This window comes from Streptomyces sp. NPDC005866, from assembly GCF_040629895.1.
In the GTDB taxonomy this organism is placed as follows: domain Bacteria; phylum Actinomycetota; class Actinomycetes; order Streptomycetales; family Streptomycetaceae; genus Streptomyces.
Genome location: NZ_JBEXWP010000033.1, coordinates 25,829 through 48,938 on the forward strand (window position 1 = coordinate 25,829; position 23,110 = coordinate 48,938).

Annotated in this window: 21 protein-coding genes and 2 pseudogenes; 12 read left to right on the forward strand and 11 right to left on the reverse strand. The window is 70.8% G+C overall.

Annotated features, from left to right (window positions below; all coding sequences use genetic code 11):
• The first annotated feature begins 72 nt into the window (after positions 1-72).
• The gene (locus tag ABZ396_RS35485) at positions 73-1,086 is read left to right on the forward strand and encodes a DNA-3-methyladenine glycosylase 2 family protein (RefSeq protein ID WP_358921239.1); all 1,014 of its coding nucleotides are present in this window, start codon (positions 73-75) and stop codon (positions 1,084-1,086) included.
• 146 nt (positions 1,087-1,232) lie between these two features.
• Here the strand turns inward: ABZ396_RS35485 and ABZ396_RS35490 are convergent, their stop codons facing one another.
• Positions 1,233-2,315, reverse strand: a complete 1,083-nt coding sequence (locus tag ABZ396_RS35490; RefSeq protein WP_358921241.1) for an NDP-sugar synthase — start codon at positions 2,313-2,315, stop codon at positions 1,233-1,235.
• A 159-nt stretch (positions 2,316-2,474) separates the two neighbouring features.
• Entirely contained in the window at positions 2,475-3,866 is a 1,392-nt protein-coding gene (locus ABZ396_RS35495; RefSeq protein ID WP_358921243.1) for an N-acetylmuramoyl-L-alanine amidase, read from the reverse strand.
• A gap of 111 nt (positions 3,867-3,977) precedes the next feature.
• Here ABZ396_RS35495 and ABZ396_RS35500 point away from each other — a divergent pair, with 111 nt between their 5' ends.
• The 5 genes from ABZ396_RS35500 to ABZ396_RS35520 all read left to right on the forward strand — a co-directional run bounded on the left by ABZ396_RS35500 (position 3,978) and on the right by ABZ396_RS35520 (position 10,528).
• Positions 3,978-4,733 carry a TIGR03089 family protein gene (locus ABZ396_RS35500; protein ID WP_358921245.1) on the forward strand — a complete coding sequence of 252 codons (756 nt, stop codon included), beginning with the start codon at positions 3,978-3,980 and terminating at the stop codon, positions 4,731-4,733.
• A 217-nt stretch (positions 4,734-4,950) separates the two neighbouring features.
• Entirely contained in the window at positions 4,951-6,030 is a 1,080-nt protein-coding gene (locus ABZ396_RS35505) for an LCP family protein (protein WP_358921344.1), read from the forward strand.
• 242 nt (positions 6,031-6,272) lie between these two features.
• Positions 6,273-7,982, forward strand: a complete 1,710-nt coding sequence (locus ABZ396_RS35510; protein ID WP_358921247.1) for an LCP family protein — start codon at positions 6,273-6,275, stop codon at positions 7,980-7,982.
• Between the two features lie 367 nt (positions 7,983-8,349).
• Complete coding sequence (locus ABZ396_RS35515) at positions 8,350-9,852, forward strand: LCP family protein (protein WP_358921249.1); 1,503 nt, start codon at positions 8,350-8,352, stop codon at positions 9,850-9,852.
• Between the two features lie 508 nt (positions 9,853-10,360).
• Positions 10,361-10,528 (forward strand): hypothetical protein, encoded by a 168-nt coding sequence (locus ABZ396_RS35520; protein WP_358921251.1) that lies wholly within the window; start codon positions 10,361-10,363, stop codon positions 10,526-10,528.
• Positions 10,529-10,546: 18 nt separating this feature from the next.
• Here ABZ396_RS35520 and ABZ396_RS35525 read toward each other — a convergent pair whose 3' ends face one another.
• Positions 10,547-11,581, reverse strand: coding sequence for a glycosyltransferase family 2 protein (locus tag ABZ396_RS35525; protein ID WP_358921253.1), 1,035 nt, complete (start codon positions 11,579-11,581; stop codon positions 10,547-10,549).
• Between the two features lie 249 nt (positions 11,582-11,830).
• Between ABZ396_RS35525 and ABZ396_RS35530 the strand changes: the two genes are divergently transcribed.
• The gene (locus tag ABZ396_RS35530) at positions 11,831-13,213 is read left to right on the forward strand and encodes an LCP family protein (protein WP_358921345.1); all 1,383 of its coding nucleotides are present in this window, start codon (positions 11,831-11,833) and stop codon (positions 13,211-13,213) included.
• Between the two features lie 101 nt (positions 13,214-13,314).
• Here the strand turns inward: ABZ396_RS35530 and ABZ396_RS35535 are convergent, their stop codons facing one another.
• Positions 13,315-13,863, reverse strand: coding sequence for an acyl-CoA thioesterase (locus ABZ396_RS35535; protein WP_358921255.1), 549 nt, complete (start codon positions 13,861-13,863; stop codon positions 13,315-13,317).
• 119 nt (positions 13,864-13,982) lie between these two features.
• On the opposite strand from ABZ396_RS35535, the gene ABZ396_RS35540 reads away from it, so the two are divergent.
• Positions 13,983-15,266, forward strand: a complete 1,284-nt coding sequence (locus tag ABZ396_RS35540) for an LCP family protein (RefSeq protein ID WP_358921256.1) — start codon at positions 13,983-13,985, stop codon at positions 15,264-15,266.
• On the opposite strand, the gene ABZ396_RS35545 is transcribed toward ABZ396_RS35540, so the two are convergent.
• From ABZ396_RS35545 to ABZ396_RS35555, 3 genes are all read right to left on the reverse strand, one after another.
• Positions 15,263-15,397, reverse strand: a complete 135-nt coding sequence (locus ABZ396_RS35545) for a hypothetical protein (protein ID WP_358921258.1) — start codon at positions 15,395-15,397, stop codon at positions 15,263-15,265. The two genes, ABZ396_RS35540 and ABZ396_RS35545, sit on opposite strands and share 4 nt — an antisense overlap.
• A gap of 218 nt (positions 15,398-15,615) precedes the next feature.
• Positions 15,616-15,981 carry a four-helix bundle copper-binding protein gene (locus tag ABZ396_RS35550; RefSeq protein WP_358921260.1) on the reverse strand — a complete coding sequence of 122 codons (366 nt, stop codon included), beginning with the start codon at positions 15,979-15,981 and terminating at the stop codon, positions 15,616-15,618.
• A gap of 162 nt (positions 15,982-16,143) precedes the next feature.
• Positions 16,144-17,301: an acyl-CoA dehydrogenase family protein gene (locus ABZ396_RS35555; RefSeq protein ID WP_358921262.1), complete on the reverse strand. Its 1,158-nt coding sequence runs from the start codon at positions 17,299-17,301 to the stop codon at positions 16,144-16,146.
• A gap of 177 nt (positions 17,302-17,478) precedes the next feature.
• Here ABZ396_RS35555 and ABZ396_RS35560 point away from each other — a divergent pair, with 177 nt between their 5' ends.
• The gene (locus tag ABZ396_RS35560) at positions 17,479-18,822 is read left to right on the forward strand and encodes a UDP-glucose/GDP-mannose dehydrogenase family protein (protein WP_358921264.1); all 1,344 of its coding nucleotides are present in this window, start codon (positions 17,479-17,481) and stop codon (positions 18,820-18,822) included.
• 112 nt (positions 18,823-18,934) lie between these two features.
• On the opposite strand, the gene ABZ396_RS35565 is transcribed toward ABZ396_RS35560, so the two are convergent.
• A complete protein-coding gene (locus tag ABZ396_RS35565) occupies positions 18,935-19,441 on the reverse strand; it encodes a CGNR zinc finger domain-containing protein (protein ID WP_358921265.1) in 507 nt (168 codons plus the stop codon).
• A gap of 121 nt (positions 19,442-19,562) precedes the next feature.
• Here ABZ396_RS35565 and ABZ396_RS35570 point away from each other — a divergent pair, with 121 nt between their 5' ends.
• Together ABZ396_RS35570 and ABZ396_RS35575 are read left to right on the forward strand one after the other, a co-directional pair.
• Positions 19,563-19,922, forward strand: a complete 360-nt coding sequence (locus ABZ396_RS35570; protein WP_358921267.1) for a VOC family protein — start codon at positions 19,563-19,565, stop codon at positions 19,920-19,922.
• A 14-nt stretch (positions 19,923-19,936) separates the two neighbouring features.
• Entirely contained in the window at positions 19,937-20,323 is a 387-nt protein-coding gene (locus ABZ396_RS35575; protein WP_358921269.1) for a VOC family protein, read from the forward strand.
• A 33-nt stretch (positions 20,324-20,356) separates the two neighbouring features.
• Here the strand turns inward: ABZ396_RS35575 and ABZ396_RS35580 are convergent, their stop codons facing one another.
• Both ABZ396_RS35580 and ABZ396_RS35585 read right to left on the reverse strand, forming a co-directional pair.
• A complete protein-coding gene (locus ABZ396_RS35580) occupies positions 20,357-21,454 on the reverse strand; it encodes a dipeptidase (protein ID WP_358921271.1) in 1,098 nt (365 codons plus the stop codon).
• A gap of 126 nt (positions 21,455-21,580) precedes the next feature.
• Positions 21,581-21,825: pseudogene (locus ABZ396_RS35585) on the reverse strand (MerR family transcriptional regulator); the annotation flags it as partial.
• Between ABZ396_RS35585 and ABZ396_RS35590 the strand changes: the two are divergent.
• A pseudogene (locus ABZ396_RS35590) lies at positions 21,826-21,981 on the forward strand (alkene reductase); the annotation flags it as partial. It abuts the pseudogene before it with no gap.
• On the opposite strand, the gene ABZ396_RS35595 reads toward ABZ396_RS35590, so the two are convergent.
• Entirely contained in the window at positions 21,930-23,108 is a 1,179-nt protein-coding gene (locus ABZ396_RS35595) for a dipeptidase (protein WP_358921273.1), read from the reverse strand. The pseudogene ABZ396_RS35590 and the gene ABZ396_RS35595 sit on opposite strands and share 52 nt — an antisense overlap.
• Between the last annotated feature and the right edge of the window lie 2 nt (positions 23,109-23,110).

The window sequence follows — 23,110 nt, forward strand, 5'->3', positions numbered from 1 at the left end:
GCGCCCCTGCCGGGACGCGTTGCACCTAGGCTCATAGTCCACAGCAGGCATTTCTTACATCGGGGATCTTTCGTGGCTGGTCGGTTCGCTCCGCGGCCCACTCGTACGACCGTGCGGGGTGGACACGTCGTCGTACCCGCTGTCGGAGTGCCTCGGCAGGCCACCGCGCCCGGACGGGTGCGGGTCTGGAAGCCCGACGGGGACCTTGATCTGGGGCTCGTGCTGGGGCCGCTACGGCGAGGGGCCGGGGATCCCACCTTTCGGGCCACCTCCGACGGGTCCGTGTGGCGGGCCAGTCTCACCCCCGCCGGGCCCGGCACTCTTCGGGTGCGCGCGTACGGCGGTGAGGTGCGCGGGGAGGCCTGGGGGCCCGGCGCCGAGTGGCTGCTGGAGCAGTTGCCGGAGATGCTCGGTTCCGCCGACGAGCCCGCCCTCTTCGTGCCACGGCACCGGGTCCTCGCCGCCGCCCGGCACCGGCGGCCGGGGTTGCGGCTGACGCGGACCGGGCTGGTGCTGGAGTCGTTGATTCCGTCGGTCCTGGAGCAGAAGGTCACGACCGACGAGGCGTACCGGGCCTGGCGGTTGCTGGTGCGGCGGTTCGGGGAGCGGGCGCCCGGACCCGCGGGGGTGGGCGAGCGGCCGATGTGGGTGATGCCGGCGCCTCGGACCTGGGCGTTGATTCCCTCCTGGGAGTGGCACAAGGCCGGCGTGGACGACAAGCGGGCCTCGACGATTCTGCGGGCGGTGCGGGTCGCCGCGCGGCTGGAGCAGGCCGTGGGGATGGTGGCCGAGGCCGCGCAGGCGCGGTTGGAGGTGGTGCCGGGGGTGGGGCCCTGGACGTCCGCGGAGACCGTGCAGCGCAGTCATGGGGCGGCGGATGCGGTGACGGTCGGGGACCTGCATCTGCCGGGGATCGTGGGGTGGGTGCTGGCCGGGGACCGGCATGCCGACGACGAGATGATGCTGCGGTTGCTCGAACCGTACGCGGGGCAGCGGCATCGGGCGGCTCGGTTGATCCTGTTGAGTGGGCAGGTGCCGAAGCGGCGGGCGCCGCGGATGCCGCGGGGGGACATCGGCCGGTTGTGACGTGCGCGCCCCGTCGGCCGGCGCAACAGCGGCACCCGCGCTGAAGCGCCCCTTCGGGGGCGCGGGGCTGTATCGATGTGCGGCTTCCGCCGCGTGAACGCGACCAGCCCCCGCGCCCTCGGCCGGACAGCTACCTCATGCCACCCCTACCGGTCCGAGGAGAACCGCACCGCCCCCGCCGGGATCATCGCGTCGCACCACACCCGCACGCCCTCCCTCAGTTCGTTGTCGGCGCCGACGGTCGCTCCGTCGCCGATCACCGTGCCCGTGAGGACCGCGCGTTCGCCGACGCGGGCGCGGTTGCCGATCAGGGAGTCGGTGATGACCGCGCCGGGTTCGATCACGGCGCCCGGAAGGATCGTCGAGCCGAAGACCCGCGCGCCCTCTGCCACGAACGCGCCCTCGCCCACCACCGTGCCGCCCGTCAGCTTCGCGTCCGCCGCGACCCGTGCCGTGGGAAGGATCAGGCGGTCGCCGCAGCGGCCGGGGACGGCCGGGGAGGGGGCGCGGCCGAGGACCAGGTCGGCGGAGCCTCGGACGAAGGCCGCGGGCGTGCCGAGGTCCAGCCAGTAGGTGGAGTCCACCATGCCCTGGAGGTGGGCGCCGGCCGACAGGAGCTCCGGGAAGGTCTCCCGCTCCACCGACACCGGGCGGCCCTGCGGGATGGTGTCGATGACCGAGCGGCGGAAGACGTACGCCCCGGCGTTGATCTGGTCGGTGACGATCTCCTCGGGGGTCTGCGGCTTCTCCAGGAAGGCCAGGACGCGGCCCGTCTCGTCGGTGGGGACGAGGCCGTACGCGCGCGGGTCCGCGACCTTGGTGAGGTGGAGCGAGACGTCGGCGGACGCCGACTCGTGCGCGGCCACCAGGGCGCGGATGTCCAGGCCCGTGAGGATGTCACCGTTGAAGATGAGCACCGGGTCGTCGGGGCCCGAGTGCAGACGGGAGGCCACGTTGCGGATCGCGCCGCCCGTGCCGAGCGGTTCCTCCTCGGTGACGTACTCGATGTGCAGGCCGAGTGCCGCGCCGTCGCCGAAGTACGGCTCGAAGACCTCCGCCAGATAGCTCGTCGCGAGGACGATGTGTTCCACGCCCGCCGCTCTGGCTCTGGCCAGCTGGTGCGTCAGGAACGGCACGCCCGCCGCCGGGACCATCGGCTTGGGCGTGTGGACCGTGAGCGGGCGCAGCCGGGTGCCTTTGCCGCCGACCAGGAGGATCGCTTCTGTCACCTGTCGTCTCTGCTTCCTGCCGGGACCGGCCGAACTCTCTGTCGGCCGGCCAGTGTATGCAGACCGTGCGACGGCGCCTTCGGCGGCCGCGTGGTGCCACGCGGCATGGGTGTGCGGTTTCCCCCGACTGCCCGACGGCGTTGAACGCGGGCCCCGTGCTCAGCGTCCTTGAAGGTGCGCGGAGTTGGTCCGGGCCGAGCCGAGTTTGGCGTACAGCTTCTTGCCTGGACACTCGGTGGCGAACCCGTCCCTATGGCCGGAGATCACGTTCAGTCGTACGTTCTTCCCCTTTGGGTAGAGATTGCCACCTCCGGACTTCAGATATGTCATTCCCTTTGGATTGGCTCCGAAGAGGCCGAGCTTCCACGCGGTGAGCTTGGCGATGGCCGTCACGGCGGCGGCGGACGGCTTGGACGAGCCGTATGAGCCGATCACCGCGATCCCCATGCTGTTGTTGTTGAACCCCAGGGTGTGGGCGCCCTTGACGGCCTTCGCCACTCCCCCGGCGCGGCCTTCGTAGATGGTTCCGCACTTGTCGACGAGGAAGTTGTAGCCGATGTCCCGCCAGCCCATGCTCACCACGTGGTAGCGGTAGATACTGCGGACGACGGACGGGGCCTGGGAGCACTTGTAGCCGTTGCCGGAGGCGGTGTGGTGGACGAAGGCCGCCTTGACCTTCCCCGTGTAGACGAACCCCTTCTCGCGCAGTGACTCGTCGGCGCCCCAGCCGCGGCGCGTGACGATCCTCGGGCGCGGTCCGATGTACGGCTTCGCGCGCGGGACGTCGGTGACACCGGTGAGCTGCTGCAGTTCGTCTTCGGTGTCCTGCCGGTTCAGCGCCGGGATCTCGGTGGCGCCGAAGGGCGCGAGGTCGGTGTTGACGGCCGCCGCCGCGTCGCCCTCGGTGCCGGTGCGGGGGACGTCGGCCGGCGGGCCCTGGGGCGGGGCCTCGTCGCCGGGGTCGACGAGTTCGAGGCGCAGGCCGGCGGGGAGCAGGTCGTGCCGGCCGGTGGGGGTGCTGCCGCGCGGGCCGGGATCGTCGTCGAGCTCGGCACGCACGCGTACGTCGACACCGTCCGAGTCGCCCACCCACAGGGGCGCGGTGGCGCCGTGCACATGGGCCGAGGCCGCCTCCGCGGTGTCGGGGTCGGCGCCGTCGGCGTTGTGCGTCTCGATGTCCTGCCAGCCGGACCAGTGGCCGGTGGCGGCGGAGCGGGTACGGACCTGGACCAGGCCGTGCAGTTCGGTTCGGGGGTTGTCCCAGCTGACGCCGACGAGCGAGAAGTGCTCCAGGTCGCCTCGGTACAGGCCCTGTTCGGGGGCCTGGCCGAGGACGCGCTCGCGGGTGCGGGGGGCGAGGGACAGCGACTGGGTGCTGCCGGGGAGGGCCGCGGCCTCGGCGGGACGGCCGGTGGTCGCCGTGGCCCGTTCCGCCGGTGCGGCGGCCGCGGACGGCATGTTCAGCGCGGCCGCGGGGAGGGCGAGGGCCGCCGCGCAGGTGACGCCGATCGAGGAAGTCAGGAATCCACGCATGCCCCTGATCTTGAACATAGTCAGACATATATGTCCATTGCGGAACTGACTGTCCGTCGGGAGCGATTGCGCCGAACCGGTGGCCCCGCCGGCCGGTGGGGGCGCCGGGCGCCGCGTACGCTTGCCCGGGTGAACGCCACCGATCGCACCCCTGCCGACCTGCTGCGTTCCGCGCTCGCCGCGGATCCCGGACGCCCCCTGGTGACCTTCTACGACGACGCCACGGGCGAACGCGTCGAACTGTCCGTGGCCACCTTCGCCAATTGGGTGGCCAAGACGGCCAATCTGCTGCAGGGCGACCTCGGCGCGGAGCCGGGTGACCGGGTGGCCCTGTCGCTGCCCGCGCACTGGCAGACCGCGGTGTGGCTGCTGGCCTGTTCGTCGGTCGGGGTGATCGCGGACGTGGCCGGGGATCCGGCGGTGGCGGACATCGTCGTCAGCGGTCCGGACTCGCTGGAGGCGGCCCGGGCGTGCCGGGGTGAGCGGGTCGCGCTGGCGCTCCGGCCGTTGGGCGGGCGTTTTCCGCAGCCGCCGGACGGGTTCGCCGACTACGCGGTGGAGGTGCCCAGCCAGGGGGACCGGTTCGCCCCGTTCGCTCCCGTCGACCCGGAGGAGCCCGCGCTGATCGTCGCGGGGGCGGAGATGAGCGGCGCCGAGGTGGTGGAGCGGGCGCTCGGGGACGCGCCGGGGTTGGATCTGACGGGGCCGGGGTCCCGGCTGCTGTCGGGGCTCGGGTACGACACCTGGGCGGGGCTGAGCGCGGGGTTGTACGCGCCGCTCGCGGTCGGGGGGTCGGTGGTGCTGTGCCGGCATCTGGAGGAACTGGGCGAGGAAGGGATCGCCAGGCGGATCGAGAGTGAGCGGGTCACCGCGACGGTTCGGTGAGGCCGTCCGCCGGCCCTGGGCCGGCGGGGGTCGTTCGCACCCGGGCGGCGCAGCTTCGCACCGCCACAGACCCGCGCCCCTGACCCGCTCCCTTCACCCTTGTGGAGTAGTTGCCGACGCCTTCGGGGGCCGCCCTGGGCACTCTTGAGTAGTGACCGACGTCGGAGGGGCCACCGCGACCGGGGACGGCGTTGCCCGGCGTCGGCGGCGGCGTTGGATGCGGGGTACGGCGCTCGTCGCCGGGTTTCTGGCCGCCGGCACCCTTGCCTGCGGCTGGGTGCTCTACGCCCGGCTCAGTGACAACATCACCCCCGACGAAGCGGCTGCCGCCGAGCTGTCCCGGTACGAGCGGGAGCGCCCCACCGCGCTGGTGCGGGGCGCCCAGAACATCCTCCTCATCGGGTCGGACACCCGCGCGGGCGACGTGAACCGCCGCTACGGCAAGGACTCGGGAACCGAACGGTCCGACACCACGATCCTGCTGCATCTCGCCACCGACCGGCGCAGTGCCACCGCCGTGTCCCTGCCCCGGGATCTGATGGTGCACGTGCCCGGCTGCCTGCGGGGCGACGGCAGCCGCAGCGAGCCCTCCTTCACGCTGTTCAACTCGGCCTTCGACGTCGGGGGTTCGGCCTGCACCGTCCGTACCGTCGAGAAGCTCACGGACATCCGGATCGACCATCACGTCGTCGTCGACTTCAGCGGGTTCAAGGACATGGTCGACTCGATCGACGGGGTGCAGATCTGCCTGAAGGAACCCATCGACGACAAGGCCGCCAAGCTGCGGCTGCCCGCCGGCCGGGTCACCCTCGACGGGGAGCAGGCGCTGGGGTACGTACGGGCGCGCAAGTCACTCGGGAACGGCAGCGACACCGAGCGGATGGAACGGCAGCAGCGGTTCCTGGGGGCGCTCGTCGACAAGGTGCGGGGCAGTGACGTACTGCTGAACCCGGCGAAGCTCTATCCGCTGCTGGACGCGGCGACCTCCGCGCTCACCACCGATCCCGAGCTGGCCAGCCTGCGGGGTTTGTACCAGCTCGTACGCGGGCTGCGGGACATCCCCACCGAACATGTACAGTTCCTCACCGTCCCGAGGGAGCCGTATGTGTACGACTCCAATCGTGACCAGCTCGTGGAGGACAGGGCGGACGCGCTTTTCGCGCTGCTGCGGGCCGACGAACCGGTGCCGGTGGCCAAGGACAGCGCGCGTTCGGGCCAGAAGCACGTTCCCTCTACCGGAAAGTCACCGGCACCCACGTTTCGTGGGAACACCGCCGCCGAGGACAGTTGCGCGTAAGGCACCAGCCAAGGCGGCGAACTTGCCTGCCGTTCATTGTCAGTTAAATGAGATGGATTGCCCGGTTGTAGGGAGGACGAATTTGTCACTGGCGTCACTTGACGCTGAACTGGGCGGATAGTGTGAGCGCTCCGGTGCACCCGGCCGCGAGGTCTGTCCTGGGGTCGTGCACCGTTAACCGTGACCGAGCGCCTTGGTGGGGGGAAGGCGCCGCGTGGCCCCGACGGAGGATTCGGACAACCGTGGACGCGCAAGGCCGTGGGCGGGCGGACAACATCGATCCCGCAGACCAGTGGGTGCTCAATCCGAACACCGGCGAATACGAACTGCGACTGATGCCATCCGCACCGCAGTCGTCGGTGCCAGGACCGCGCAGGCCGACGTCGTCGCGCACCGACGCGCCCCGGAGGCGGGAGCCGGCGGGCCGGAGCGTTCCGGGGCAGCGCAGACGACGGAGCGAGCCCGAGCCGCCGGCGGGGCGGCGCTCACGGCGGCCGGTGAAGAAGTCGAAGGCCAAGAAGGCACTGCTGTGGACCGGCGGGTCGATGGCCTTCGTCCTGATCGCCGTCTCGGCCGCGGGCTATCTGTACCTGAAGCACCTCAACGACAACATCACGTCCGTCTCCGACGACGGCGCTAGTACCGGTGGCTTCAGCAAGGACAAGGCGATCAACCTGCTGGTGATCGGCACCGACAAGCGCACCGGCGCGGGCAACGAGGGGTACGGCGACGCGGGCAGCGTCGGGCATGCCGACACCAACATCCTGCTGCACATCTCCAAGGACCGCTCCAACGCGACCGCGCTGAGCATCCCGCGCGACCTGATCGTGGACGTCCCGGACTGCCCGACCCAGCAGACCGACGGCACCACCAAGGTCATCCCGGGCACCACCGGCGTCCGCTTCAACACCAGCCTCGGGCAGGACGGCCGTACCGCCAGCTGCACCGTGCGCACGGTGACAGAGCTGACCGGGATCAAGCCGGACAACTTCATGGTGGCGGACTTCAACGCGGTCAAGACACTCACCGACGCGGTCGGCGGGGTCGAGGTCTGCCTCGCCAAGGACATCGACGACAAGCAGTCGCATCTGAAGCTGTCCAAGGGCACCCACAACATCTCCGGCGAGACCGCGCTGGCCTTCGTGCGCACCCGGCACTCGGTCGGCTTCGGCGGTGACCTCAGCCGGATCCAGCTTCAGCAGCAGTTCCTCAGCGCGCTGATGCGCAAGCTCAGCTCCAACTCGACGCTCACCAGCCCGACCAAGCTGCTGAAGCTGGCCGATGTCGGCACCAAGGCGCTGACCGTCGACTCCCAGCTGGACAACATCGGCAAGCTGAAGGACCTCGGTCTGGAGCTCGGCAAGCTCAACCCGAAGAACCTGACCTTCACCACCGTGCCGGTCGTCGACAACCCGGCCGAGAAGGTCCCGGTCACCGTCGTGGTCAACAAGTCGAAGGCCCCGGCGGTCTTTCAGGCGATCAAGGGCGACGTCTCCTTCACCGACGTCAAGAAGAAGCAGGCGCAGGCCAGCAAGGACGCGGCGGCCGCCCGGCTGAAGGGCACCAAGTCCGACGCCTCCGAGGTGCGGGTGCGGATCCTCAACGGCGGAGCGCCGGGCGGCAGCGCCCAGGAGACCCTCAGCTGGCTGCAGAACGAGGAGGGCGTCCTCAAGTCGGAGAACGCCGGCAACGCGGACGCCGCGCCCGGCAGGACCACGCTGGAGTACGCGCCCGACCAGGCCGCCCAGGCACGCGAACTGGCCGGCCTCATGGGGCTGTCCGGTTCGGCGCTGAAGCCGGGCAAGAGCGTCACCAACTCCCAGGGGCTGCCCGCGATGACCCTGACGCTGGGCAAGGACTACCAGGGTCCTGGGGTGTCCCTCACCACACCGACAAAGGCGCCTGACGTGGACAGCAAGACCACCGCGGACAAGGTGACCTGCGCCAAGTAGCGGCAAACGGCGCACGGTAGCGGGGAGTTGCCCCCGGTCGACACCAAGTCACAGCGAATAAGCAGGTAACCCTATGGGTCCGTCACGCGTCTAACCGGGCGCGGGACGGACCCGTGTGGTCCGTGGAGCGTTCGACGGGGGGCGTCGGCGGCGGGCCGGTGCGCCTGGGGCGCAGGGTGGGGAGGGCAGGGAGTTGACGCGGAGCGATGTGCGGGGGGAAGTGCCTGCGGCCGGGGACACGAGGTCCCTCGTACCGAAGGCATCCAAGGCGCCAGGAGGCGCCGGCGGCCGGCGTCGCAAGGGCGACTCGAACGGCTCGAACGGGTCGGCCGGCTCGAACGGAGGACGGCGGGGGCGCGGACGGCGCATGGTGCGCTGGTCGGCGACCGTGCTGTCGGCGGTGATCCTCGGTACGGCCGGTGCCGGTTATCTCTACTACCAGCACCTCAACGGCAACATCCACAAGGGCCAGCGCAGCAGCGGCGACTCCAAGGCACGCAGGACCGCGCCGAATGCGGCCGGGCAGACGCCGATGAACATCCTGCTGGTCGGCTCCGACAGCCGTAACTCCGCCCAGAACGTGAAGCTCGGCGGCAGCAAGGACAGCGTCGGCAACCCGCCGCTCGGCGACGTCCAGATGCTCATCCACCTGTCCGCGGACCGCAAGAGCGCGGCGATGGTGAGCATCCCCCGGGACACCCGCGTCGACATCCCCCAGTGCAGGGACCCGGACACCGGCAGGGTGTACCAGGCGACCAACACCATCATCAACGAGTCGCTGGCCCGCGGCGGCGCCGGCTGCACGCTGGCCACCTGGGAGAACCTCACCGGGGTCTACATCGACCACTGGATGACGATCGACTTCGCCGGTGTGGTGAAGATGGCCGACGCGATCGGCGGGGTGGAGGTGTGTGTCAAGCAGAACGTGTGGGACCACCCGACGACGGCGGTGCGCGGCGGCTCCGGGCTCAAGCTGTCCGCCGGCACCCACAAGTTGCAGGGCAAGCAGGCCCTGCAGTGGCTGCGCACCCGGCACGCCTGGGGCAGCGACCTGATGCGGGCCCGGGCCCAGCACATGTACCTCAACTCGATGATCCGGACGCTGAAGGGGGAGAACGTCTTCACCGACACCCCACGGCTGATGAACCTCGCCGACGCGGCCACCCACTCCCTCTCGGTGTCCGAGGAGATCGTCACGGTCAAGAACCTGTACGACCTGGCCATGCAGTTGAAGTCGGTGCCGACCAACCGCATCACCAGCGTGACCATGCCGAACGTCCGGGACCCGCAGAACGCCGACCACGTCGTGCCGGACGGCAGCAGCGCCGAGAAGGTGTGGCAGATGCTCCGCGACGACGTGGCCCTCGACAAGAACGGCAAGGACACGGGGAGCTCCGGCTCGAAGAAGAAGAGCACGGAGACCGCCGCGGCGACCAAGGAGCCGTCCGTCTCCGCCGACCGGCTCGGGGTGCTGGTGCGGAACGCCACCGGCACCTCCACCGAGGCCGCGGTATCCGGCCGGGCCGGGACGGTGGCCACGGAACTCGCCGCCAAGGGCTACACCAGGGCGGCGGCGGACACCTCGACGGCCGCCGAGTCCGTGGAGAAGACGGTCGTGGAGTATCCGAGCGCGGACATGCGGGGTGACGCCCAGGCGGTCGCCAGGGCGCTGGGGATCCCGGTCGGTCAGGTGAAGCAGACCACCGATGTGTCGGGGGTCACACTCGTCGTCGGCGCCGACTGGCGTGACGGGACGACGTATCCCAAGCAGTCCGCGCCGAAGGCCGGTGAGCTGCCCGACAACTCCGACGCCATCAACGGCTCGGACACCAAGCAGTGCATGGACGTGTACGCGCCCTACCGGTGGTAGCCGCATACAAGGTCATGACAGGCGGCACGGTCTCTTCACACACAGGTCCGCACAGGTAAGCACAGGCAACTCCTGAACGACTGCATGACACTGCCGCCGTGCCCAGGTGCCCGGGAGTCGGGTGTGGCGGCAGGTGCGAGCGGGAGGGCGGGCAGTCGGTGCGCGGCAATGTGCGGGGGGGGGAGGTGTCCGACGTGGCCGTGGCCGAGGACACCATGACCCCGACCCCCCAGGGCGGTGGCGGCCGGCACGGCGGCGGACGGCGCGGAGGCGGGACGGACGGTGACCGCAAAGCGGCGTAGCCGCCGGGTGCTGCGCTGGTCGGCCTCGGTCCTGACCCTCGCGACAGCAGGCGCCGGCACCGCCGGATACCTCTACTACGAGCACCTCGACGGCAAGATCAAGAAGCAGTCCCTGAACATCGGGGACTCCAAGGACCGCGCGGCCGCCTCCCGGGCCAACTCGGCCGGGCAGACCCCGCTGAACATCCTGCTGATCGGATCCGAAGGTGAAGAAGTCGACGGGCGTCGACGGGGTCACGCTGGTGGTGGGCGCCGACTGGCGCTCGGGTACGAAGTACACCGCCGACGACGACACCACCCCGGAGTCGGCGAGCGCACTGAACGCCTCGGACACCACGGCGTGCATGCACGTCGACCCGGACTACACCTGGTGAACCCGCACCGGGCGGTACTCAGTCGGACGCGGGGCTGAGCACCGCCGGGCGGCGGGACGCGATGACCCGCTTCGCCAGGGACTGGGGGCTGGTCAGGAAGCCCCAGCCCCACGACATGTGCATGGTGGCGAGGGCGAGCGGGATCTGGAGCCGCGCCCTGAGCGGCAGCCCCTTGCCGGCCGGGACGGACCCGGCGGCGATCGCCGCGAGATAGCCGACGGGGATCACGAACCCGAACGGGGTGACCAGGGCGCCGACGACGATCCCGGCCGCTATCGCGCACACCGCGGTCGGCGGGGCGAGGTAGCGCAGGTTGATGGAGCCCTCGTGGTAGCGGGCGACGACGTGCCGCCAACGGCCGTAGTCCTTGTACTGCTTGGCGAGGGCCTTCACCGACGGCCGCGGCCGGTACGACACCTTCAGCTCCGGCGAGAACCAGATCAGGCCGCCGGCCTCCCGGATCCGGAAGTTCAGCTCCCAGTCCTGGGCGCGGATGAACTCCTCGTTGTATCCGCCCTGTTGCTCCAGCGCCTCACGGCGGAAGACACCGAGGTAGACGGTCTCGGCGGGACCGGCCTCACCACCCGTGTGGAAGGCGGCGTTGCCTACGCCTATCTTCGAGGTCATGGCCGCCGCGACCGCGTGCTCCCAGGCGTTCTCGCCCTCCGCGTGCATGATGCCGCCGACGTTCTGCGCGCCGGTCTCCGCCAGCAGCCGTACGGCGGTGGCGATGTAGTTCGGCGAGAGCATGCCGTGGCCGTCGACGCGCACCACGATCGGATACCGGGAGGCCTTGATCGCGGCGTTCAGCGCGGCCGGGGTGCGGCCGGTCGGGTTCGGGACGGTGTGCACGCGGGGGTCCTCGGCCACGAGCCGGGCGGCGATCTCGTCCGTGCGGTCCGTGGACGGACCGAGGGCGATGACGACCTCCAGCTCGCCGGCGTACTCCTGCGCGAGGATCGCTTGGACGGCCCCGCGCAGATGCCGCTCCTCGTTGAGGACGGGCATGATCACAGAAACTGCGGGTTGCCGCACGTCGGGCTTGGCGTTCATAGGGGGCTCACGTTACCGCGAACGGGGGACACCGGTGCGCGCCGCCGGGGCCAAGCCGCAGGCTGAAGGTCGTATCGGCCTACGGTGCTCACGGATCCCACGTACGGCCTCGTCCGGAGGTGTCCTTTGGCCGCCAGCCCGCCCCGGTCCCCTGCCCGGCCCGCCCGGCCGCAGCGACGACCACAGCCCACCCGTCAGGCCCCGCGGCCGCCGGTACGACCCGTGAGGCCCCGGCGGCCGCGCTGGGCCATGCGGGCGCTGACCACACTCTCGGTGGTGGTGCTGGCGTCGGCCGGGATCGGGCACTCGGTGATGGCCGGTCTCGACGCGGACATCGCGCGGGTCGACCCGTTCAAGGACATGAAGAACCGGCCCCAGGCGGGCCACGGCATGAACGTCCTGCTGGTCGGCACCGACGGCCGCGACAAGATCACGGAGCAGGAGCGGCGCAAGTACCGGCTGGGCGGGGCACCCTGTCACTGCACGGACACGATCATGATCGTGCACATCTCGTCGGACCGGGAGCGGGCGACGGTCGTCAGCCTGCCGCGCGACTCGTACGCCGAGGTCCCGTCGCACACCGACGAGACGACGGGCCGGTCGCACAGTGCCCACCCCATCAAGCTGAACGCGGCCTACGCGGAGGGCGGCCCGCAGTTGACCGTCCGCACGGTCGAGAACATGACCCATCTGAAGATCGACCACTATCTGGAAGTGGACTTCGTCACGTTCATGCGGACCGTCGACGTGCTCGGCGGGGTCCGTATCTGCACGGCCCAGCCCCTGAAGGACTCCTACACCGGCCTCGACCTCTCCCCCGGGACTCACAAACTGAACGGCGGCAGGGCCCTGCAGTACGTCCGCTCCCGGCACGTCGACGGGGCGAGCGACCTCGGCCGGATGAAACGGCAGCAGCGGTTCCTGGCCTCGCTCATCGAGCGGGCGTCGTCGTCGCGCGTGCTGCTCAACCCGATCAGGTTCCGGGACGTGACACGGGCGGTGCTGGGCTCCGTGCGGGCCGACATGGGCTTCGGCACGGACGAGTTGCTGGACCTCGGCCGGGCGATGCGGAACTTCACCCCGTCCTCGTCCGAGTTCACCACCGTCCCCATCGGGCAACTGGGGTACGCCGTGAAGGACATCGGCTCGACGCTGAAGTGGGACCGGGCCAAGTCGGACCAGTTGTTCCGGTCCCTGCGCGACGACAAGCCGCTGGCGCCGCCGGCGGCCCAGCGGCCGCCCGGGCCGGTGCCGGTGACCGTGGAGGTGGCGCCGGAACGGATCCGTGTGCAGGTGGAGAACGGCACGGGTACGGAGGGGCTCGCGCGGCGGATGGACGCGGCGCTGGCCGCGGCGGGGTTCGCGACGAACCACCAGCCGGTGACCGCCGCCCGGCACGACGTGAAGCGGACGGTGATCTCCTTCGACCCACGGTGGGACCGCTCGGCCCGGTCGCTGGCGGCGGCCCTGCCGGGGAGCGAACTGCGGGCGGTGAAGGGGATGGGCCCGGTGCTGCGGGTGACCGCAGGGGCGGACTTGAAGGGCCCCTCGAATGTGCAGAAGGTACGGGCCGAAGACCCGGCGCCGCAGGGGGCGGCCGCTGTGGTCCGGGGCGATGAGACGGTGTGCTGACGGGGCGCCGGCCTTGGCGCCCCTCTCAGGGGCGCGGGGAACCGCGCGACCAGCGACGACGGCGCCCCAGCCGACCCACGGCCGAGCGCCGCACCCCCTCCTTATTCCTCGCGGCCCCCGGCGACACCGCGCTCCCGCAACTCCCTGATCTCCCGGCGGCGCGCCAGCCGGTGCGTCCGCCGGATCTGGGCCTCCTGGTAGCGCCGGCGGTCCTTGTCGGTCTCCGGTATCACCGGCGGCACCCGGCGCGGCTTGCCGTCGGCGTCGACCGCCGCGAAGACCAGGTAGGCCGAGCCGACCTGGGTGGCGGGGGCCGATTCGTTCCAGCGTTCGGCGAGGACCCGCACGCCCACCTCCATGGACGTCCGGCCGGTCCAGTTGACCTGCGCCTTGACGTGGACCAGGTCGCCGACGCGCACCGGCTCCAGGAACGCCATCTCGTCCATGGACGCGGTGACGGCGGGGCCTCCCGAGTGGCGGCCGGCGACCGCGCCCGCCGCGTCGTCCACAAGCTTCATGATCACACCGCCGTGCACCGTGCCGAGGAGGTTGGTGTCGGCGTGGGTCATGATGTGACTCAGGGTGGTCCGGGAAGCGGACGTCGGCTTGCCGGGAATGTCGGATTCCGCCTCGGGGGCCTGGTCTGTCATGGCCCCTACCTTATGCCGAAGTGACAATCGCGGAATTTGTGTCGGGTTCGCAACAGCGGTGCCCTGATTTCCCGACGCCCCTTGTAAGAGGTACAGCCGCTGCCTGCACACTGGGGCGCATGAACGAATGGCCCGAGGGACGGTCGAACGACAACCGCCGCGACCGATACGGACGCGGTAGCGCAAACGCGCAGCCTGAGGGCGCCCGCGTGATGCGCCAGGTACGACGCGGGGATCCGTCGGCGCCGCCGTACGGCGGCCCGCAGCAGGGTGGCGGCGGCTACGCCGGCGTCCCGCAGCAGCCGGCGTACGGCAATGGCTACGGCGACGGATACGACAACGGGTACGACAACGGCTACAACACCGGCCAGGTCTACGGCGGCGGGGGACCCGGCGGCACCCGTGAGCGCGGACCGCGCCCGGCTCCCAACTGGCGCAGACGGATCAAGTGGACGGCGCTCACGATCGTGAGCGTGCTCATCGTCACATCCGTCGCGACCTACTTCTGGGCCGACTCCAAGCTGCACCGGGACGTGGACCTGTCGAAGGTCATCGATCGTCCCGCGGCCGGCCAGGGCACCAACTACCTGATCGTCGGTTCCGACAGCCGCAAGGGCATGTCGGACGCGGCGAAGAAGGCGCTGCACACGGGGTCGGCCCAGGGCCAGCGCACGGACTCGATGATGATCCTGCACGTCGGCGGCAACGGCGACACGCTGATCTCCCTCCCCCGTGACTCGGACGTGGAGATCCCGTCGTACCAGGGGTCCGCGTCCGGCAAGGTCTACCAGGGCACCGGCCGGCACACGAAGCTCAACGCGGCCTACGCCGAGGACGGCCCGACCCTCCTCGTGCGCACGGTCGAGTTCAACACCGGGCTGCACATAGACCACTACGTGGAGATCGGCTTCGCCGGCTTCGCGAACATCGTGGACGCGGTCGGCGGGGTCACGATCAACATCGACCAGGGCTTCAAGGACAAGTACTCGGGCGCCGACTTCAAGGCGGGCAAGCAGACCATGAACGGCGAGCAGGCCCTCGCCTTCGTCCGCACCCGGCACGCCTTCGCCACGTCCGACCTGCAGCGCACCAAGAACCAGCAGAAGTTCCTGGCGGCGCTGGCCCACCAGGTGGCCACCCCCTCGACGATCCTCAACCCCTTCAAGCTCTACCCCACCCTCGGCGCGGGCCTGGACTCCCTCACCGTCGACAAGGACATGAGCCTGTGGAACCTGGGCTCGATGTTCTTCGCGATGAAGGACGTCAACGGCGGCAACGGCACCTCGATGAACATGCCGGTCTCCGGCTCCTCGGGCGGCAACCTCGTCTGGGACAAGGCGAAGGTCAAGACCCTGGTGGACGAGCTGAAAAACGACCAGAAGGTCACCGTCAGCGGCAACTAGGCCGTTCCGGCGGCGAGCAGGGCCACATGGGGAAGGGTCAGGCGCCCTTCCCTGTCGCCGTACTCGGCGGCGAGCCGCCCGTAATCCCGTCGGATCCGAACGACCGTCTCCGCGTCCTGCGAGGTCACCACCAGCCCGACGTCCGGGTCCCCTCGGACACGCCCGCTGTGTCCAGCAGTGGTTCCACGGGGTGGGCGCACCGCCGAGCGGGCCATGTGCCTGGGCCGCCGCGCGGCCCACGCACATGGCCCGCTCGGCGGTGTCGAAGGTGTCCGTCACGGGGCAAGCACGCCGGGGTGTGGATCAAGGGCACCCCGGCGGGGTGCCCTTGAAACGGGTCAGCGGGGTGTCACATGGACGCGCCCGCCATCGAGCGGCACATCTCGGCGCAGCGGCGACACGCTTCCGCGCAGCGCTTCATCTGCGGGTCGTCCGGCATGGACATACACGCCTCGGCGCACATGTCGCAGGCCTTGGCGCACATCGCGCACATCTCGGCCGACAGGGGCGAGCGCCGCATCATCATGTCGGCGCACATCCGGGTCGTCTCGGAGCAGTCCATCAGCGCGCGCATGATCCTCATGTGGGCCTGGCCACCGTCCATGGACATGCAGGAGCTCATCGTCTCCTCGCACATCGTGTGGGTGGCCGTGCACATGTTGACGCACTCCTGCATCTGCCGGGACATGGCCGTCATGGGTCCGGTCTGGGTCATGGCTCCTCCAGGGGAGGGAGAGGGGCCCGGGGTGGGCCCCACGTGCTTCTGTTCTTAAGCCCGACCGGCCGGTACCGCCATTCGACATCCTGCGTACTGACGAGTACGTGAAGAAGCCCCGGGCCTGTTCTCCAGTTCGGGCCGGGCCTCCCCAGTGGGTGGTTACGGCAGGTTCCGCGCCATCACGATCCGCTGAACTTGGTTCGTGCCCTCATAAATCTGGGTGATCTTGGCGTCGCGCATCATGCGCTCGACCGGGTAGTCGCGGGTGTAGCCGTAGCCGCCGAGCAGCTGGACGGCGTCCGTGGTGACCTCCATCGCCACGTCGGAGGCGAAGCACTTCGCCGCCGCGCCCTGGAAGGTCAGGTCCGCGTCGCCGCGCTCGGAGGCGGCCGCGGCCTGGTAGGTGAGGGCGCGGGCGGCGGCGATCTTCATGGCCATGTCGGCGAGCATGAACTGGATGCCCTGGAAGTCGCCGATCGGCTTGCCGAACTGCTTGCGTTCCTGGACGTACCCCTTGGCGTAGTCCAGCGCGCCCTGGGCGACACCGAGGGCCTGGGCCGCGATGGTGATGCGGGTGTGGTCGAGGGTCTTCATCGCCGTCGCGAAGCCGGTGCCCTCCGCGCCGATCATGCGGTCGGCGGGGATGCGGACGTTGTCGAAGTAGACCTCACGGGTCGGGGAGCCCTTGATGCCGAGCTTCTTCTCCGGGGCCCCGAAGGAGACGCCCTCGTCGGACTTCTCGACGACGAAGGCGGAGATGCCCTTCGAGCGCTTCTCGGGGTCGGTGACCGCCATCACCGTGTAGTACTCGCTCACGCCCGCGTTGGTGATCCAGCGCTTGACGCCGTTGAGGACGTAGTGGTCGCCGTCGCGGACCGCCTTGGTCTTCATGCCGACCGCGTCGGAGCCCGCGTCCGGCTCGGAGAGGCAGTACGAGAACATCGCGTCGCCCTTGGCCAGCGGCGCCAGGTACTTCTTCTTCAGGTCCTCGGAGCCGGACAGGATCACCGGGAGCGAACCCAGCTTGTTCACGGCGGGGATGAGGGAGGAGGAGACACAGGCGCGGGCCACCTCCTCGATCACGATGACCGTGGCGAGCGCGTCGGCGCCGGCACCGCCGTACTCCTCGGGGACGTGCACGGCGTGCAGGTCGCCCGCGACCAGGGCGTCGAGTGCCTCCTGCGGGAAGCGGGCCTCCTCGTCCACCGCGGCCGCGTACGGGGCGATCTTCGCCTCGACCAGCGCGCGGACGACGTCACGGAGCATGTCGTGCTCATCGGACGGGCGGTACAGGTCGAAGTCAGCCGATCCGGCCAAGGTCTCTCACTCCAGACGCAGTGGTGCTGACGCTAATTACTGTTAAGTAACTCAAAGTTTAGGGCGCAGCCCACGGAACGGTGACGTGAGGTACGCGACAGCGGGAAAGTTGCCCGCAAGAGGGCCCGGTTATGCTCGGCCCCGCAGCAGCACCAACGTCCCCGAGCTGGAGCATCCATGAGCCTCAAGATCACTGTGATCGGCACCGGTTATCTCGGCGCCACGCATGCCGCGGCCATGGCGGAGTTGGGCTTCGAGGTGCTCGGCCTCGACGTCGTACCCGAGAAGATCGCCATGCTGGAGCGGGGCGAGACCCCGATGTACGAGCCGGGGCTCGACGAGTTGCTGCGCAGGCACGTGGCGGGCTTCGAGGGTTCCTCCGGGCGGCTGCGCTTCACCACCGACTGGGCCGAGGTGGGCGCCTTCGGGGACGTCCACTTCGTCTGTGTGAACACCCCCCAGAAGCATGGCGAGTACGCGTGTGACATGTCGTACGTGGACTCCGCGATCGCGTCGCTGGCCCCGCACCTCACCGGGCCCGCGCTCGTCGTCGGCAAGTCGACCGTGCCGGTCGGTTCGGCGGAGCGGCTGGCCGCCTACCTCGCCGAGAACGCGCCCGCCGGTGCCGAGGCCGAGCTGGCCTGGAACCCGGAGTTCCTGCGGGAGGGCTTCGCCGTCCAGGACACCCTGCACCCCGACCGGATCGTGGTCGGGGTGGGCGGCGAGCGGGCCGAGAAGCTGCTGCGCGAGGTGTACGCGACGCCGGTGGGCGAGGGCACGCCGTTCGTGGTGACCGACTTCCCGACGGCCGAGCTGGTGAAGACGTCCGCGAACTCCTTCCTGGCCACGAAGATCTCCTTCATCAACGCGATGGCGGAGGTGTGCGAGGCGGCGGGCGGTGACGTGGCCAAGCTGGCCGAGGCGATCGGGCACGACGACCGGATCGGGAAGAAGTTCCTGCGCGCCGGGATCGGGTTCGGCGGCGGCTGCCTGCCGAAGGACATCCGGGCGTTCATGGCCCGCGCGGGTGAGCTGGGCGCCGACCAGGCGCTGACCTTCCTGCGCGAGATCGACTCCATCAACATGCGGCGCCGGGGGCAGATGGTCGAGATGGCCCGGGAGGCGCTGGGTGGCGGGTCGTTCCTCGGGAAGCGGGTCGCGGTGCTCGGCGCGACGTTCAAGCCGGACTCGGACGACGTACGGGACTCGCCGGCGCTGAACGTCGCCGGGCAGATCCATCTGCAGGGCGGGCAGGTGACGGTGTACGACCCGAAGGGGATGGAGAACGCCCGGCGGCTGTTCCCGACGCTGGGCTACGCGGAGGCCGCGCTGGACGCCGTGCGGGGGGCGCATGTCGTGCTGCATCTGACGGAGTGGCGGGAGTTCCGGGAGCTGGATCCGGCGGCGCTGGGTGAGGCGGCCTCGGCGAAGGTGATCCTGGACGGGCGTAACGCTCTGGAGCCGGAGGCCTGGCGGCGGGCGGGGTGGACGTACCGCGCCATGGGGCGCCCCACCGCATAATTCTCGGGGCGTTCGGGCGACACCGGTTCGGCCGAGGCTCAGTCGGCCGAACCGGTGCCTTGTCGCATTCTGCACCACGCGGCCCATGCGCGGCCGGTGAACTGCCTGCGCCTTACCGGTCCTTGGCCCGGTACCGGCGCATCTTCGCGCGCGCCCCGCACACCTGCATCGAGCACCAGCGGCCGCGTCCGGCCGGGCTGCGGTCGTAGTACGCCCAGTGACAGGTGTCGGCCTCGCAGGCCTTGAGACGCGTCCAGGTGCCCTCGACCAGAGCGCCGGCGACCGCTGCCGCGACACGGGACAGGAGCGGGCCCTCGGCGGTGGGGGCGAGGCTTGCCGAGCCGTCGGCCGGGTCCACAGCGACGTAGAGGGGGGCGCCGGCCAGCAACTCTCCCAGGGGGGTCACCTCGCGGTGCGGGGGGTGGCCGGCGTGGGCGAGGAGCGTGGCGCGCAGCGACTCGCGCAGGACGCGGGCGGGCGGGAGTTCGGCCTCCGCGACGCCGAGGCGTGCCCTGCCGTCCAGCGTGTCGAGCGCGTCGGCGCCGGACTCGAGGTCCAGCGTGTTCACCAGGGCCTCGACCAGGGCCAGGGCGCCCGGCGCGGGCGATCTCTCACTCATCTCTGCAAGCTACCTCCCGAATTCGCTTGCGAGGTTACTCCCACTGCGGGAGCATGCGGTAACGGTGACTGGTTACTCGGACCTACAGGTAACACGTAGCTCCGACTTCGAGGAGGAAGTCATGGCTCTCGCCAAACTCGGTGTCGTCGTCCTGGACTGCCCCGACCCGTCCGCGCTCGCCGGTTTCTACGCCGGGGTGCTGGGCGGCAGCGTCGAGGGGGACGGGGAGTGGGTGGATCTGCGGGTGCCCGGCGGGCAGGCGCTGGCCTTCCAGAAGGCGGCCGGTTTCGTGCCGCCGACGTGGCCCGCGCCCGACGACTCGCAGCAGTTCCACCTGGATCTGGTGGTGGACGATCTGGACGCGGCCGAGAAGGGGGTGCTGGAGTTGGGCGCCAAGCCGCTGGACGCGGCGGACAGGGCGCGCAGCTTCCGGGTGTACGCCGACCCGGCGGGGCACCCGTTCTGTCTCTGCGCCTGCTGACCAAGGGAGGACCCATGGCGATCGTCGCCCGTCTGCGCAACGTAGTGATCGACTGCCCCGACCCGCACGCGCTGGCCGCCTTCTACGCCGCCGTCGCCGGGGGTACCCCGGTGGCCGAGGACGACGAGTGGGTCGTGCTGCTGGTACCGGGCGGACCGCGGCTGGGCTTCCAGCGGGCGGAGGAGTACACACCGCCCGAGTGGCCGCGGGCCGACCGCAACTCCCAGCAGTTCCATCTCGACTTCGACGCGGGGACGACCTGGGAGGAGGTCGACGCGGCGCACGAGAGGGTGCTGGCGCTGGGGGCGCGGCCGCTGGATCTGGAGGACCGGGAGAAGAAGGACTTCCAGGTGTACGCCGATCCGGCCGGGCATCCCTTCTGCCTGTGCCGGATCCCCTGACCGGACGCCCCGCGCCGGCCGGCCGGGACGGGCTCAGCCCTCCGGGTCGGCCGGCCTTGCCGGGGCGGGCTCGCGGCGGCGTTGGGCTGCGCGGGCGGTGAAGTCGGCGCTGCGGAGGACTCGCTGGACGTTTCCCCAGGTCAGCAGGGACAGCTCGGTCTCGGACCAGCCTCGTCGCAGCAGTTCGGCGATCAGGTGCGGGTAGCGGGAGGTGTCGGCGAGGTCGCGGGGGTGGGCGGCGCCCGAGTCGTAGCTGCCGGACAGGGCGAGGCACTCGGGGCCGGCGACGATGCGGACGTGGTCGAGGTGGTCGGCGACGTCCGGGACGGCCGGCCCGGTCTGCTCGGCGGTCAGCGGCACCATGCACAGGCCCCGGTGCTCGCCCAGCTGCGCGAGGAGTGCGTCGGAGAGGTTGGCGGGGTGCGGGCGTACGGCCGCGGCGGCGGAGCGGGTGCACAGGACCGGCGTCTTGGAGAGGGCGATCACCCGGGCGAGGACGGCCTCCGGGGCGCCGGACAGGTCGGCGAGCACGCCGAGCCGGTTCATCTCGCGGATCATTTCCTCGCCGAACCGGGTCAGCCCCTCCTGGTCCGCCCAGTCGGCGCCGGCCAGGGAGAGCACGCGCAGACCGAGGGAGTTCAGGACGCGCAGGATCCCGAGGGAGCCGTCGACGGCGGCGGCGGAGGCGGGGCCGAGCACCACGGCGACGCGGCCGCAGTTGCGGGCATCGATGACCTGCCCGGCGGTGCGCACCAGCCGGAGCCCCTCCGGGTGCGTCTCGACCACCCGGCGCACCAGGTCCAGCTGTTCCAGTGTGGCCCCCACGGCCCGGTCGCCCCGCTTCTCCTCCGGCAGGTGCAGCGACCAGAACAGCGCGGCCACATGCCCCTCGCGCAGCCGGGGCACGTCCGTGTCCACGGCCGCCTCGCCCAGCTCCAGGTCGTACCAGGGCAACGGCCCCAGCGCCCGCGGCAGCCCGCTGTAGCCGTCCGCGACCGGATGCGCGGCCAGCAGGGCATGGGCCTGCCCCAGGAACTCGGCGCCGGACACCAACGGGAACGGGTCGTCCGGGAGGCCGTCGTCCTCGCCGACCTCGGTCGTGGCGGGGATGTCGTCCTGGAGGTCGGCCATGGCGGGCTCCGTACGTCGTCGTGAGCTACGTCGTGATGGGGCTGTAGCCCACCGTCGCACGCCCGCCCGGGAGGGTTCCTGGTGGATGGGGCGTTCGGGGGTACGGCCGCCCGGACCCGGGGCCGCTCAGTTCGGCTTCGCCACCCGGATGACCTCGTCCAGCATGTGCCTGGACCGCACCAGATCGGCGTTCATGCGGTCGATCCGGTGCGCTCGGCGGTGAGGTCGGCGACCAGCCTGGGGGTGGCGACGTCCGACGGCCCGCCGTCCCGCCTCCCGCATACAGGGCAGCAGCTCCCTGATCCGCGCGCTGTGCAGCCCGGCGGCGAACAGCTCTGGATCCGTACGACCCGGTCGACGGCCGCCTCCGGATCACCCGGCTACGACTGGGCGCGCCCCTCCACCCGGTCCGGGACCGGCATCTCATGTACGTGGGCGGGCCCGACGGTTACACCGACTACCCCGCCCTCGCCGATCAGCCGTCCAGCTCGGAGATGGTCGCGTGCGACGGGCCGCGCGTGGCCTGAAGGTCCCGCGCCACGTCCTCCGCCGCGCCCAGCACACGGACCGCGTTCTGCCAGGTGAGCTTGGCCAGGTCCGGCTTGGACCAGCCGCGGTCGAGGAGCTCGGCGATCAGGTTGGGGTAGCCGGAGACGTCGCCGAGGCCGTCGGGGGTGAAGGGCGTGCCGTCGTAGTCGCCGCCGATGCCGATGTGGTCGATGCCGGCGGCCTCGCGCATGTGGTCGAGGTGGTCGGCGACCGTGGCGGCCGTCGCGATCGGGCGGGGGTGGCTCTCCTCGAAGGCCTGGTGGACCTTCATCGCCTCCTCGGTGGTGCCGAGGTGGTGGAAGCCGTGCGCGCGCATGTTGTCGTCGGCCGCCGTCGTCCAGTCGACCGCCGCCTGGAGCACGAACTTCGGTACGAACGTCACCATCGCGACACCGCCGTTGGCGGGGAGGCGTTCGAGGATGTCGTCCGGGATGTTGCGGGGGTGGTCGCAGACGGCCCGGGAGGAGGAGTGGGAGAAGACCACCGGGGCGGTGCTGGTGTCGAGCGCGGCGCGCATGGTCGTATCGGCCACATGGGAGAGGTCCACCAGCATGCCCAGGCGGTTCATCTCCCGGACGACCTCGCGGCCGAAGCGGGACAGGCCGCCGACGTTCGGCTCGTCCGTCGCCGAGTCCGCCCAGTCGTTGTTGTCGTTGTGGGTGAGCGTCATGTAGCGCACACCGAGGGCGTACAGGCCACGCAACGTGCCCAGGGAGTTGTCGATGGAGTGACCGCCCTCCGCGCCCATGAGGGAGGCGATACGGCCCTCGGCGCGGGCCGCCTCCATGTCGGCGGCGGTCAGCGCGGCCCGCAGGTCGGCCGGGTAACGGTCGATCAACTGCCGTACACAGTCGATCTGTTCGAGGGTCGCCGGGACCGCGCCCGGCAGGTCCGAGCGGACGTACACCGACCAGAACTGCGCGCCCACCCCGCCCTCGCGCAGACGCGGGATGTCGGTGTGCAGATGCGCGTTCTGGTGGCCGGCGATGTCACGGGCGTCGAGGTCGTAGCGGACCTGCTCACGCAGTGCGTAGGGCAGGTCGTTGTGGCCGTCGACGACCGGGAACTCGCGCAGCAGGGACCGGGCTTCGTCGAGAGAGATCATTG